Origin of the sequence: Thiomicrorhabdus sediminis, assembly GCF_005885815.1 — a bacterium.
Taxonomy (GTDB): domain Bacteria; phylum Pseudomonadota; class Gammaproteobacteria; order Thiomicrospirales; family Thiomicrospiraceae; genus Thiomicrorhabdus; species Thiomicrorhabdus sediminis.
Window position 1 is genome coordinate 1549999 of sequence record NZ_CP040602.1, and the last position, 14032, is coordinate 1564030.

Sequence of the window (14032 nt, forward strand, 5' to 3'; positions counted from 1 at the left end):
CCATAAACAGGAACTTATTCACAGTTATTTAGCCGCCATCCAAATGCAATGAATTTGGTTTAACAGTCTTTCTTAGCGATAATTTCGCAAATTTCCAGACCAAAACCACTGAGCGCTTTCATCGGCATGGCCGAGCCGATAATCTTCAATTTCGACAAACCTAAATCGGCAATAATTTGCGCACCCAAACCATAGGTTTTGGCATCGTCTTCAACAATACGTTCGGGAGACTTGACCCCCATGTCTTTCATCTGATATTGCTGAACCTTATCCAACAGATCGGTCGCTTCTTCGTGTTTACGCAACACCACAATCACGCCACTGCCCTGCTCGACAATCTGCTGCATCGCCTTATGAATATTCCAGCCGCACTCCTGACGTTTGGAGCCGAACGCATCACAAAGCGTATCCAGCATATGCACGCGCACCGCGGTCGGTTGCGAGGCATCCAACTTGCCGTAAACCAACGCAAAGTGCGCCTTGTGCTCGACCACATCCTGATAACCGATTAATTTGAAATCACCATACTCGGTCGGCAATTTGCATTCCGAAACTCGCTCGATGGTCTTTTCGTTTTGCAGACGGTATTCGATCAAATCGGCAATGGTACCGATTTTAATATCATGTTCGGCGGCATAGGATTCCAAATCTTCACGGCGCGCCATAGAGCCGTCTTCATTCATAATCTCGACAATCACCGAAGCCGGTTCATGGCCTGCCAAACGAGCGAGATCACAGCCTGCCTCGGTATGACCGGCACGTGTCAGGACGCCACCGGGCTGCGCCATTAACGGAAAGATATGCCCCGGAGTAACAATATCGGCAGGACCGGCGTCGCTGCGCACCGCAGTCTGTACTGTAACGGCACGATCTGCCGCCGAAATCCCGGTAGTCACTCCTTCTGCCGCCTCAATAGAGACGGTAAAGTTGGTACTGTGCATATCGGTATTGTCTTTTACCATCAAAGGCAGGTGCAGTTGATTACAACGCTCTTTGGTCAGGGTTAAACAGATCAGACCACGGCCGTATTTCGCCATAAAGTTAATATCGGCAGCTGTACATGTGCTGGCTGGCACCAACAGGTCACCTTCGTTTTCACGATCTTCGTCATCCATCAGGATGACCATTTTGCCCTGCTTATAATCTTCAATCAGCTCTTCAATAGTATTTAATGGCATCGATACAGTCCGTTAAGTTATGCGTTGTTATTTTAATCAATTAAGTCAATTGGCTAAGACTTAGCTAAAGCCATGTTCGGCAAGAAATTCCGGCGTAATTTTGCTCGCTTGCTGAGCTTGCGGCGCGCTCAACATGCGTTCTAGGTAACGTGCAAGCAAATCCACTTCCAAGTTCACTTGAGAACCGACCGCTAAATATTTCATGGTGGTTTCCTGACGGGTGTGCGGCACTATATTGACATCGAACCGGCACTTTTCCACCTGATTCACCGTCAAGCTAATGCCATTGATACAGATCGATCCCTTAGCGGCAATGTATTTGCACAGCTCAATCGGGGCCTCTAACTGATAACGCCAAGAACGTGCATCCTGTTTAATCTCGACCACTTTACCGATTCCATCGACATGACCACTGACCAGATGACCACCTAATCTGTCCTGTAAACGCAAAGCTTTTTCCAGATTGACCGCGGCACCGACTTCCCAGTTATCCGCGTTGGTGACTTGGATTGTCTCAACGGAAACGTCGGCAATATAAAAGCTAGCGCCAAACTCAATGACCGTCAAACAGACGCCATTGGCAGCGATACTATCACCAATCTGTACATCGCTCATATCAAGCTTGCCGACCTCAATGGTCATTTTAAAATCACCACCGGTTGGCTCGACTTTAGCAATTCGGCCTTCTGCCTGAATAATTCCTGTGAACATAAATTGTCGCTTTAAATATTGAGTTAGTGTTTATTATAAATGGTCATGGATTGGCTATTTATCAAGTTTTGCCAGCGGCTTTGGCTGAAAAATACAATACAAATCATTTTCCAGATTTTGGCAACTAAGCATGGTAAATTCAATTTTCTCGTCCATGCGATGCATTTCAGGCAAGTTAAACAGGGCTTTTGCCTGATTACCTAACAGACAAGGAGCGATAAAGCTGTGTAACTCATCGACCAGATTTTGCTCAATAAATTTTCCGGCCAGCGTCGCACCGGCCTCAACCATTACATCATTAATCTGTTTTTCTTGACCAAGGTAATCAAGTACCCCAGCTAAATCAATCTGTTTTGCATTGGTTGCAGCTAAAGCGATAACTGAAATTCCGGCAGCCGTTAACTGCGCGGCCTTTTCCGCATTATCCTGAAAAGCCGTCTGAGTGCAAAAAATCAGTGTCTCCCCCGGCTCCGTCAGCAACTTTGCATCAGCTGGTATCTGCAACCGACTATCCAACACGACTCTTAATGGTTGTGCCAAAATCTCATCGAGATGATGTTCGGCCAGCCATTTTGCCTCCAAACGCACCGTAAGACTCGGATCATCGGCAAGTACAGTATTAATCCCGGTAATCAAAGCGCCACTTTGAGCACGTAATCGATGCACCTGCTGGCGTGATAAAGCCCCCGTGATCCATTTACTTTGCCCGTTATTTAACGCCGTACGACCATCCAGACTGCTTGCCGTTTTCAAACGCACATAAGGACGCTTGCATGACATACGTTTTGCGAAACCTAAATTCAATTGTTCGGCTTGTTGTTGCAAAACACCGACTTCCACCTCAATCCCCGCTTTGAGGAGCTTTTGCATGCCATCACCGGCAACCAGAGGATTAGGATCCTGCATTGCAACCACAACTCGCGCGACCTGTGCTTCCACCAAACCATCGGCACAAGGCGGCGTGCGCCCGTAATGACTGCAAGGCTCCAAGGTCACATAAGCGGTGCAACCGGCAATCTTAGCGTCGTTACCAAGCTGCTTGGCATCTGCCAAGGCCATGCGCTCGGCATGAGGTTGGCCGGCCTTCTTATGCCACCCTTGACCGATAATGCGTCCATCTTTGACCAACACACACCCGACCGCCGGGTTAGGCTTGGTTGAATAGCGTCCCTGCTCGGCCAGCTCAATGGCCAATTGCATATAGTAGACATCTTTCTCAATCTGGGAGGAAGGCTTATTTGGCTTTTGGCTAACCATCTATCATCCAATGACATCAAATATCAGTTGATTGTAATTGCTTATTTCGCTGCGGTGGTAACTTGAACCAAACGTTCAATCTCTTCTCTAAAGGCATTCACATCCTGGAACGAACGATATACCGAAGCAAAACGTACATAGGCGACCTGATCCAGTTCACGCAACGCATCCATCACCCATTCACCCAGTTGTGAAGAAGGGATTTCACGCACACCTTCAGACATCAAACGCTTGGTAATCTGACTGGCGATATGATCAATGGCATCACTTGATACCGGACGTTTTTCCAAGGCCTTGATTAGACCGCTGCGTATCTTTTCTTCATCAAAGCGCTCACGATTACCGTCGCTTTTAACCACGCGAGGAAGAGATAGCTCTGCCGATTCATAAGTCGTAAAACGCTCACCGCAAGAGATACATTCACGGCGACGACGGACTTGAACACCTTCGGTAGCTAAACGTGAATCGATGACTTTGGTATCTGCAGCATTACAAAATGGACAATGCATAACCTCTCCTAACTATACTGACAAGGCAAAAAACCAATGGTTTGATCGACTTGTTTTTTCTAAATTCTAAATACCAAAAAACCACCTAGCAAACTGACTTAAGGTGGTTTTAAGGTTTAAACAGAGGGGTAAAACCCTCTGCTATGATTTTTAAGCGATGCTTAATTGGCTATCGCCAGCTTATTTATATACCGGCTTAGCGGCACACAAAGCAGATACTTTTTCGCGCACATCGGCAATCACCGCTTCATCCCAAGACTCGCTGGACTGGTCACAAGCATCGATGACATCACACATCCAAGTCGCCAAGTTTGTACAATCGGTTTCATCAAAACCGCGGCTTGTTGCAGCCGGAGTTCCAACACGAATACCTGAAGTCACAAATGGAGACATTGGATCATTCGGTACCGAGTTTTTGTTAACAGTGATATGCGCTGCATCTAAAGCGGCATCAACCAACTTACCGGTTAGGCCTTTTTCAATCAGGCTCACTAGGAACAGGTGGTTTTCTGTGCCGCCAGAAACCACATCACAGCCGCGTGACATAAACACCTTAGCCATCGCTTGAGCGTTTTTCACTACGTTTTCCGCGTAAGTTTTCCATGAAGGTTCTAGACACTCTTTGAACGCAACCGCTTTTGCCGCCATCACGTGAACCAAAGGACCACCCTGACCACCAGGGAAAATCGCCGAGTTCAATTTCTTTTCGATTTCAGCATTTGCTTTACAGATAATCAAACCGCCACGAGGACCACGTAGCGTTTTGTGAGTGGTGGTTGTCACCACATCCGCAAATGGTACAGGGTTAGGATAAAGACCACCTGCTACAAGACCGGCAACGTGAGCCATATCCACAAATAGGTAAGCGCCTACAGAATCCGCAATAGCGCGGAATTTTGACCAATCGATCACCTGCGAGTAGGCCGAGAAACCGGCAATAATCATTTTCGGCTTATGCTCATCCGCTAGCTTTTGAACTTCGTCATAATCGATTTGACCGGTAACTGGGTCGATACCGTACTGAACCGCATTGTAGATTTTACCTGAGAAGCTAACGTGAGAACCGTGAGTCAAGTGACCACCGTGCGCCAAGCTCATACCTAGAACCGTATCGCCCGGCTCGCACAATGCCATATAAACTGCTGCGTTTGCCTGAGAACCAGAGTGTGGCTGAACGTTAGCGTAATCCGCGCCGAACAACTCTTTAGCACGATCGATTGCCGCTTGCTCGACGATATCCGCGAACTCACAACCACCGTAATAACGTTTACCTGGGTAACCTTCCGCATACTTATTGGTGAAGTATGACCCTTGTGCTTCCATAACACGTGGGCTGGTATAGTTTTCAGAAGCAATCAATTCAATATGAGACTCTTGACGATTTTCTTCATTTTTAATCGCATCCGCGATCAAATCGTCATAGCCAGCAATAGTCATATCTTTAGTGAACATTATTACGGTTCTCCGTCAAAAATTAGCGAAAATTCAATAAACGGGGATTTTAACCGTTTTTCTTCTAAATAACCAACGACTAAGACTAAAAACTCGGCAATTTTTCAACAAAAACCGCTATTCATTGTAGAAGACAATTTTTTAGCTACTAGATAAGGCGTGATTTAGCCATATCCAGATCAAGCTATTAAGTTCGATCCCATACATGAAAGCGGCGTTGATAAGGCGTTATTCTTTTGCAATCAAACGGTTAATCCATGCTTGCGCGATTCTATACCCATCACCGAAAACGCTTGGTTGGACCGATTTTGGTTTTTGCCAGCACTTGTCTGTAAATATAGCTCTTTATATAAACCGCTTTTTTCGGTAAAGTTGTCTGAAAATAAAAATCGAGGCCTATCGCCCGGCGGGACAGATTCGTCTAAGTGTTAGGCGACAACCTCGACAACAGATTATAAATGCAGAATTTCTAGGATTATTAATGGCTCAGTTCGTATATACCATGAACCGTGTGGGCAAAGTTGTTCCACCTAACCGTCACATTTTAAAAGACATCTCTTTGTCGTTTTTCCCCGGCGCCAAAATCGGTGTTTTGGGTTTAAACGGTTCAGGTAAATCCACCCTATTAAAAATCATGGCCGGCATCGACACCGAAATCGTTGGTGAAGCGCGCCCACAACCCGGGATTAAAATCGGCTATCTGGCCCAAGAACCACAACTGGATGACAGCAAGACCGTGCGCGGCAATATCGAAGAAGCGGTATCTGATGTGAAAGAGGCCTTGGCAGAACTGGATGCGGTTTATGCCGCCTATGCCGAGCCGGATGCCGATTTTGATGCTCTGGCGAAAAAACAGGCCGAAATTGAAGACCTGATCCAAGCCAAAGACGGTCACAACCTTGACCGCACCTTGGATATTGCCGCCGATGCCTTACGCCTACCTGAATGGGATGCCGATGTCAGCAAGTTGTCCGGTGGTGAGCGTCGCCGTGTCGCACTGTGCAAACTGTTGCTAGAAAAACCTGACATGTTATTGCTAGATGAACCGACCAACCACTTGGACGCCGAATCAATCGCCTGGCTGGAACGTTTCTTATTGGACTTCCCGGGAACCGTTGTGGCGATCACTCACGACCGTTACTTCTTGGACAACGCCGCGCAATGGATTCTTGAACTTGACCGCGGTGAAGGTATTCCGTTTGAAGGCAACTACTCTTCATGGCTGGAACAGAAAGAAAAACGCCTGGAACAGGAAGCCAAAACCGAAGCCGCTCGCATGAAAACCATCAAAAACGAGTTGGAATGGGTGCGCCAGAACCCTAAGGGTCGTCATGCCAAATCAAAAGCTCGTCTATCGCGCTTTGAAGAATTGAGCTCTCAAGAATCACAGCAACGCAATGAAACCAGTGAAATCTTTATTCCGGTGGCCGAGCGATTGGGTGAGAAAGTCATCGAAGTTAACCATATTTCCAAAGGCTTTGGCGACCGCTTGTTAATTGATGATCTTAACTTCCGCCTTCCGCAAGGTGGTATTGTCGGCATTATCGGTGCCAACGGTGCCGGTAAATCGACCTTGTTTAAAATGCTGACCGGTCAAGAACAACCTGATACCGGCAGTATCGAATTCGGTGAAACCGTCAAACTTTCTTATGTTGACCAGAGCCGTGATGCGCTGGATGACAATAAAACCGTTTGGGAAGAGATTTCCGAAGGCGACGATATCTTTATGGTCGGTAATATCGAAGTGAACTCACGCGCTTACTGCAGTCGCTTCAACTTCCGTGGCGGCGACCAGCAGAAAAAAATCGGACAACTTTCCGGTGGTGAACGCAACCGTGTGCATCTAGCGAAAACACTGCGTAGCGGTGGTAATGTTCTGCTATTGGATGAACCGACCAATGACTTGGATGTGGAAACATTGCGAGCATTGGAAGAAGCTTTATTGGAATTTGCCGGTTGCGCGGTGGTGATCTCCCACGACCGTTGGTTCCTGGATCGAATCGCGACACATATGCTTGCCTTTGAAGGTGACTCTCATGTAGAGTGGTTTGAAGGAAACTTCTCAGATTACGAAGCCGATTTGAAACGTCGTAAAGGTGCCGATGCCGCACAGCCGCATCGTATTAAATATAAGCCTATCTCAAAGGATTAAAACGCTATGACAGAAATGCTCACCAACCATTTGGACGCGATTGCCAATGCCATGCCTGACCCAATTTTTGTCATGGGACAGGATGGTACCTATTTGGATATTGTCGGTGGTCAGGAGCGAACGCTCTATGCCGACGGCTCGACATTGATTGGTAAAAAATACCATGATGTACTTCCAGAGCAAATGGCCGAGCGTTTCTTGAATGTGGTGCAGACGGCCATCAAAGACAACCGCCTGCAAGAAATCGAGTATCAGCTTGCCGATGAGGAAATCAACGGTATCGAAGGTTCCACCAAAGGCGGCCAATGGTATGAAGCGCGTGTGTATCCTGTTAAGGAAGGCACTTACGAGCAACCTGCCGTGATTTGGCTGGCAATCAACATCACAAGCCGTAAGCATATGGAAGAACAGCTCGAGCATCTGTCATCGAACGATCCGCTGACTAATCTCTATAACCGCGATTATTTCTTGGACATTGTTGATGAAGAGATCAATAAAGCGAAAATGAATAATCAACCGCTATCTCTGTTTAAGGTCAATCTGGATTGCTTTAAACGCGTCACTGACCGCTACGGTCATGAAATGGGCGATAAAGCGATTCTGACTGCGGCACATGCGCTGAAAAAAGTGGTCAAAGAGTTGGGCATGGTGGGTCGTCTAAGCTGTGATCAGTTCATGGTGGTGTTGCCAGGCGTTAAGGCGGTTGATGCGTTTCGTATCGCCAAGCTTTCCCAAGAGACCATTACCGCACAGAAGATCAAACTGGATGACAACACGACGACTTGTTTGACCAGTCATGCCGGTGTGACCGAATTGCGCAACGATCACGAAGACAGCCAAACGCTGTTTTTACGCGTAAATAATGCAATCAGCGCAATCGAAGGCAAAAAAGACATCACCAATATCATGTGATGAATATATTTAATGAAGATTTGTAAGCAAAGGAGCTTTTTATGAAAACCCTATTACGCTTAATCAGCAGTGCCTTTATCGTGTTGGCAATGCTTGTTTCTCCGGTTCAAGCCGCAGATGACGGTGCCAAGGTGGTTTACCATGTCGACTTTAAGGACCCTACCCGCTACTCGGCAACTCTGACCTCGATCAACAACATTATGAACTTCTATGAATCTGAACTGATGGAACCGGAAGTACATCTGGTATTTGTCGGCTACGGGCTGCGCTTTACCACCAATGATGCGCTTAAAGGCACACCTTATGAACACGACAAAGAGTTACTTGAACGTCGTGATGAGCTTAAAGGTCGCTTACAGTCATTAATTGATGTGCGCGGCGTTAAGGTTCACCTGTGCGATAAAACCCGTGATGAGGTCGGACTACCTACCGATAAGGTTTATTCCGGTATTGAAATGACGAAATCTGGTGTGGCCAAAATCGCAATTCTTCAATCTGAAGGTTTTGCTTATTTGAAAATTCAATAAACAATCAATCACTACTCAACCAATAAAAAGCCGTCAATTGACGGCTTTTTATTTATCCGAGCCACGCAAACGCTTAATTTTTTTACTCAAAAAACCATGAACCGATATCGATACCCTATCGTCTTTGCCAGTATTGTCTTTTTAATTGCCGCTAAGGTTCTGCCGCTTTGGCATATCAACCAGCCAGCGCTTTACTGGGATATGGATAGAATCATTGCATTAGCCTGCCTGTTGATTGTTGCTCACATCTATATCGAAAAACTTCAAATACGCTCATTCGTTTGGCTGTTGATAATTTTTGTCGGCAGTTTGCTGCTTAACCACCTTTGGCTAGACCTAGATATTCAGCGAGTGCTGCAACTACTGTTGTTAACAGCTCTTGTCGAAGAGGTTTTACTTCGCGGCGTACTGTTCGAACTGTTGTTAAAAAAGTGGTCTGCGCCAACCGTGTTAATAGCCACCAGCGTACTATTTATTATGGTTCACCCGCCTGTTTATGAACATTACCAATACGGCATGCTGGTTTTTTTGTCAGGACTGTTGCTTGGTTCCATCTATCTCCACTTCAGACAATACAATCTGCAAACGGCTTTAGTGGTGGTGACGGCAATACATATGCTGATTATTCTAATCGGGTTGAATTTCAACTTAATACCGGTTCGATAAATAACCGTCTCAACACCTATTGCGGATTTATGGGGCAATCTCTGCTTGAATCTGAGCCAAATCAACCTCGACACGCAACTCCGACTGCATGGTTGTAATCCATAGTCTATTCTCATCCATTTGATGTACATAAGGATATGCCAGCCAAGCGCCTTTGCATTGTGCAATCACCTTAGGGTCAGACCAAGTTTCACCATCATCATCGGAAAAAATAATCGCCAACTCTTCGCGAAACCAAGAGGCCTTGACCTCGGAAAACAGACCTGAGATTCTGGCAAACTCCTTTTTACCTTGGGGATAAAGCGTATTAAAAACCATTAATAGTTGACCACTTGCCAATCTTTTCAACATGGCCGGGGAACTGCTCGCTTCTATACCTGGCCTGATATGCGTCCAGGTAACACCATCATCATAAGAATAAGCGTGCCAGAAATAATCCAAATTGGTTCGGATACAGAACCAGACACAATCCTTTAACTCGACCAAAGTTCCCTCGTAACATCCGCCGTGATGGCCGCGACCGCCAATATCAAGATGATTGCTCGCCTGCCAGCTCAAACCCTTATCTTCAGAACGAAAACTCAGGCTGTAATGACGTGCTTGGGCATAATCCATATTTTGTGCCGAAGCGATTAAGGCGCCTGAGCTCAGCTCTATCAAAGTGGTCGCCGCCGCTGCATAGCCTTTTTGCAAAACTATAGGTTGTTGCCAAGTCTTGCCTCCGTCCTCACTACGCACAATATAGTGGTACAGAAAACTGTTCTTGGTTGGCGAGTTACTGTTCTTTTTCCAATTAAAATGACACTTGGCCATATCGATAAAAGACAACACGATGGTACCGTCAGCACAACACAACAGACTGTGCGAATTGGAAGCGCTAAAATCCTGATCTTTGGCAAACAGAACAAACTCCTGCCAGGTCTGCCCCTGATTATCGGAAAGATAAGCCGATTTATGGTCGACGCACAACAACTGCCCGGCTTGATTATATATAAAAGGACCATTACGCTCGATGTGCAATGGCTTAACGCCTTCTGTCAGATAAACCGAATGTTCTGTTTTAGGGGCTTTGGAAAACTCCAAGCTTATTTGCGGATATTCATGCATAATGCCTTACCTTCTTCAACTTGATTTCAAACTCAACGTACAACAAACCTGCTTCAATATGCCAGCTTTACAAAACGATGGCTACGCATATTTTTCCATAACGGCTTATCAATTCGCTTATCAGCAACGAGAATAGCGACTCGATTCACACATCATCTCAGCTGACAACCACTCTAAAATTATTACCGACCTAATTAGTATTTATTTAGTATTTATTATTAAAAACAGTAAAAAAAGCCGGTAAAAACCGCCACAACTGAGCATGCCAACGGAAAACTGATTGACCAGACATTGAACTCTAATTAGTATGGGAGTCAGGCATAAATGTTTGTATATTTTTCAATCGGGAAATCAATGGACACGAAAACAATCAGTCATGCATCCGATTCGCATTTGGATATTGCGACTCTCGATTTTTTAAGACGAATCCTCTTCAGTCAAGATTCGATAGAAAAACAATACATAGCCATTTGCCAGTTTGTCGGCGATCAACTACAACTTAGCCAAGTAAGCCTAATATCACTAGAAGGCAGTATGCTACGGCTGATCAACGGCAGCGATAAAACACCTCGGCCGATTGAGGCATCCGCTGACTATATTGATCACTGGCACAAACACCAGACTTTATTTAGCACCGACATTCAAAGTGAGACCTTATTCTCCAACCAATATCAGCACCATTTAAAGGCTGGCAACATTGCCTGCTTAAACCAATACCTCATTGATAATAAGACCAGAAAACTCATCCTCAGCCTTGAAAATCAAAGCAAACCCATTCAATTTAGCAGCCGTCAACAGCAATTTATCGAGGATATCCGCCAACTCTTGGCGGACATACTGAAACGCGAACAGCAATCACTTGATACGGAAAAATATCGCAACCTCTATAGCGAATTCGAATCGGCCTTCGATGGCTCCAACTACAGCATTATTTCGACCGATTCACAAGGCATTATTCGCAGCTTCAACCATGGCGCCAGCCTTATGCTTGGTTACAGCGCTGAAGAGGCTATTGGCAAAACCCCTGAACTCTTTCACGATACTCAAGAGGTAATCAAACGCGCAGCCGAGCTGACTGTCGAACTCAATGAGCTTATCGAACCGGGTTTTGAAACCTTTGTTGCCAAGACACGACGTGGAGAAATCGAAGAACGCGAGTGGACCTATATTCATAAAGATGGACACCGGCTCCCAGTACTGCTTTCTGTCAGCGCCATTCGCGATCAAAATAATGAGATCAGCGGCTTTCTTGGTATCGCAATCGACATTAGTGACCGCGTTTTAACCAGCCGTGCGATCCGTGAGCAAGAAGCCACCTACCGCCTGCTTTATGAAGCCTCTTCCGATGGAATATTTCTCGTCCATGACGGCATTATCATCGATATTAACCCTGCGGCCCAACACCTCTTTGCCTGTAAAAGAGAACAAATCATCGGTCAGCCTCCGACGCGATTCTTCCCGCAAATCCAACCTAATGGAGATAATTCGGCAGAAGTCGCTCAACAGAAAATTTATGCCGCTTTGAACGGCAAAAACCAGTTTTTCGAATGGCAACATATCACATATAACGGTACGCCTTTTGATTCCGAGGTCACCCTCAATACCTTTATGGTTGACGATAAGGTTCTACTGCTCGGCATTATACGAGACATTAGCGAACGCAAACGGACGCAACAGGAACTGGATAACTCACGTCTTAGCCTAATTGAAAAAAACCGTAACCTGATGCTCATCAATCGCTTATCGAGCCAGCTGCAGCACCTGACCAATAAACAGCACGTTTATCTGGAGGTAATGAACACCATTATCGAACATATTCCGATAGCCAAGGTCGGCATCTACGAAGTGGAAGAACAAAATCTAGTACTTAAAGCCTCATGCGGTTTGCCGCAAAAAATTGAAGAGCACCTGAAAACACTCGATATTAACAACAGTTTGACCGGCCAGGCTCTACATAATAAAGACATTCTGATCACCGAGAATATCAGCCAAGATTCACCGATTATTGGCCAATTCAATAAAGAGGTGATTGATGCCAACTTCCAATCCGCAGTAGTCATCCCGCTTTATTTCAACGAGCAGCTATTGGGAAGCTTGAACATCTTTTTTGAAAAACAAAAAAATAGCTTTTACCATGAACGTGAACTCTATGAAACCATAGGAAAAACACTTTCCATATCTATGTTCAACACCCATAACATGCAAGCGATGCAATACTTGGCAAGGCATGACTCGCTGACCAATCTGGGAAATCGCAGCCTATTCCATCATTATTTTGATAAACATATCATGCAACCTGGGCGCCGCCATGCTACGGTCATCCTTTTTGACTTGGACCGTTTTAAGGAAATTAATGATACCCTGGGTCATCATATTGGTGATCTGCTGTTACAACAGATAGGCCCTCGCATTGAATCCGCATTGGAAGGTTATCAATATCTACTATGTCGCTTAGGTGGTGATGAGTTTACCCTGCTAATTGAAAACCTACTGGATGACAGCCAACGTATCGCACTCGCGGAAAAACTGCATAGCTCTCTTCGTCAGGCATTTTTCATCGATAAAATGCACCTTGAAATCGACAGCAGCTTCGGTGTATCGATTTACCCGAATGATGGTACCGATAGCCATGCGTTACTACGTTCGGCTGATGTTGCCATGTATCACGCCAAAACCAACCATCTGGGCGTCTCCTTTTATGAAAGAGAGTTTGATACCAACTCACCAGAGCGCTTAATGCTGCTGGCGGATCTCAACAACGCGATTAAAGAGAACCAACTGGTATTATTCTATCAACCGAAACTTAACCTGCAGACACAAACAGTCGAAGGGTTTGAAGCCCTGATACGCTGGCAACACCCGGAACGCGGCTTGCTTTTCCCCGATAGTTTTATGCCGCTAGCCGAAGTCAGCGATGTTATCTACCCTTTCACCGACCATGTCATCGAGCTGGCGATGCAACAGCAAAAACAGTGGTTATCTGAAGGTAAGCGTTACAGTGTTTCAGTCAATATTTCCGCGCGTAATCTCATGGATGAAAGACTCTACCCGCACCTCAAGGCATGCCTGAAAAAATATAAAACACCCGCAGAACTGTTTGAGTTGGAATTGACTGAAACCGCCTTGATGCAAGACCCGGAAAGAGCGATTACCATTTTGAAGCGAATCGCCACCTTAAATGTCAAGCTATCGGTAGATGACTTTGGTACAGGTTATTCATCCTTAGCCTATTTGAGACGCTTACCGCTGAATGCGTTAAAAATCGACCGTGTCTTTGTCAAGGATATGCTCGAAAACGACCAGGATGAGATCATCGTGCACTCAACCATCGCTTTAGCTCACAACCTTAAACTGCAAGTCATTGCCGAAGGAGTGGAAAATCTCGAAATCATTGAGCGCTTGCAAGGCATTAATTGCGATATGGTGCAAGGTTACTTTTTAAGCCAGCCTAAACCTTGGAAAGAGATGCGACAGTGGCTCAAAGACAATAACTATTAATAACTATTGGGCTTCTGCATAAACGCTTATCTGAACACTATTTTGAAGGTTTTCATCCTGCGA

At 45.6% G+C, this 14032-nt stretch carries 11 protein-coding genes; 5 read left to right on the forward strand and 6 right to left on the reverse strand.

Annotated features, from left to right (window positions below; genetic code table 11):
- Positions 1-59: 59 nt before the first annotated feature.
- From ribBA to glyA, 5 genes are all read right to left on the reverse strand, one after another.
- Positions 60-1178 carry a bifunctional 3,4-dihydroxy-2-butanone-4-phosphate synthase/GTP cyclohydrolase II gene (ribBA, locus tag FE785_RS07065; protein WP_138565080.1) on the reverse strand — a complete coding sequence of 373 codons (1119 nt, stop codon included), beginning with the start codon at positions 1176-1178 and terminating at the stop codon, positions 60-62.
- A gap of 60 nt (positions 1179-1238) precedes the next feature.
- Entirely contained in the window at positions 1239-1889 is a 651-nt protein-coding gene (locus FE785_RS07070) for a riboflavin synthase (protein WP_138565081.1), read from the reverse strand.
- Between the two features lie 54 nt (positions 1890-1943).
- Positions 1944-3146: a bifunctional diaminohydroxyphosphoribosylaminopyrimidine deaminase/5-amino-6-(5-phosphoribosylamino)uracil reductase RibD gene (gene ribD, locus FE785_RS07075; protein ID WP_138565082.1), complete on the reverse strand. Its 1203-nt coding sequence runs from the start codon at positions 3144-3146 to the stop codon at positions 1944-1946.
- A 41-nt stretch (positions 3147-3187) separates the two neighbouring features.
- On the reverse strand, positions 3188-3655 hold the full coding sequence (gene nrdR / locus FE785_RS07080; protein ID WP_138565083.1) for a transcriptional regulator NrdR: 468 nt from the start codon (positions 3653-3655) through the stop codon (positions 3188-3190).
- Between the two features lie 180 nt (positions 3656-3835).
- Entirely contained in the window at positions 3836-5107 is a 1272-nt protein-coding gene (gene glyA, locus FE785_RS07085; protein WP_138565084.1) for a serine hydroxymethyltransferase, read from the reverse strand.
- A 481-nt stretch (positions 5108-5588) separates the two neighbouring features.
- Here glyA and ettA point away from each other — a divergent pair, with 481 nt between their 5' ends.
- The 4 genes from ettA (at position 5589) to FE785_RS07105 (ending at position 9364) form a co-directional block, all read left to right on the forward strand.
- Entirely contained in the window at positions 5589-7259 is a 1671-nt protein-coding gene (ettA, locus tag FE785_RS07090) for an energy-dependent translational throttle protein EttA (protein ID WP_138565085.1), read from the forward strand.
- A gap of 6 nt (positions 7260-7265) precedes the next feature.
- Positions 7266-8171, forward strand: a complete 906-nt coding sequence (locus FE785_RS07095) for a GGDEF domain-containing protein (RefSeq protein WP_138565086.1) — start codon at positions 7266-7268, stop codon at positions 8169-8171.
- Between the two features lie 41 nt (positions 8172-8212).
- Positions 8213-8698, forward strand: coding sequence for a DsrE family protein (locus FE785_RS07100; protein ID WP_138565087.1), 486 nt, complete (start codon positions 8213-8215; stop codon positions 8696-8698).
- A 96-nt stretch (positions 8699-8794) separates the two neighbouring features.
- On the forward strand, positions 8795-9364 hold the full coding sequence (locus FE785_RS07105; protein ID WP_138565088.1) for a CPBP family intramembrane glutamic endopeptidase: 570 nt from the start codon (positions 8795-8797) through the stop codon (positions 9362-9364).
- 27 nt (positions 9365-9391) lie between these two features.
- Here FE785_RS07105 and FE785_RS07110 read toward each other — a convergent pair whose 3' ends face one another.
- A complete protein-coding gene (locus FE785_RS07110) occupies positions 9392-10471 on the reverse strand; it encodes a sialidase family protein (RefSeq protein WP_138565089.1) in 1080 nt (359 codons plus the stop codon).
- A 354-nt stretch (positions 10472-10825) separates the two neighbouring features.
- Here FE785_RS07110 and FE785_RS07115 point away from each other — a divergent pair, with 354 nt between their 5' ends.
- Positions 10826-13969, forward strand: coding sequence for a bifunctional diguanylate cyclase/phosphodiesterase (locus FE785_RS07115; RefSeq protein WP_168188931.1), 3144 nt, complete (start codon positions 10826-10828; stop codon positions 13967-13969).
- Positions 13970-14032 lie beyond the last annotated feature (63 nt).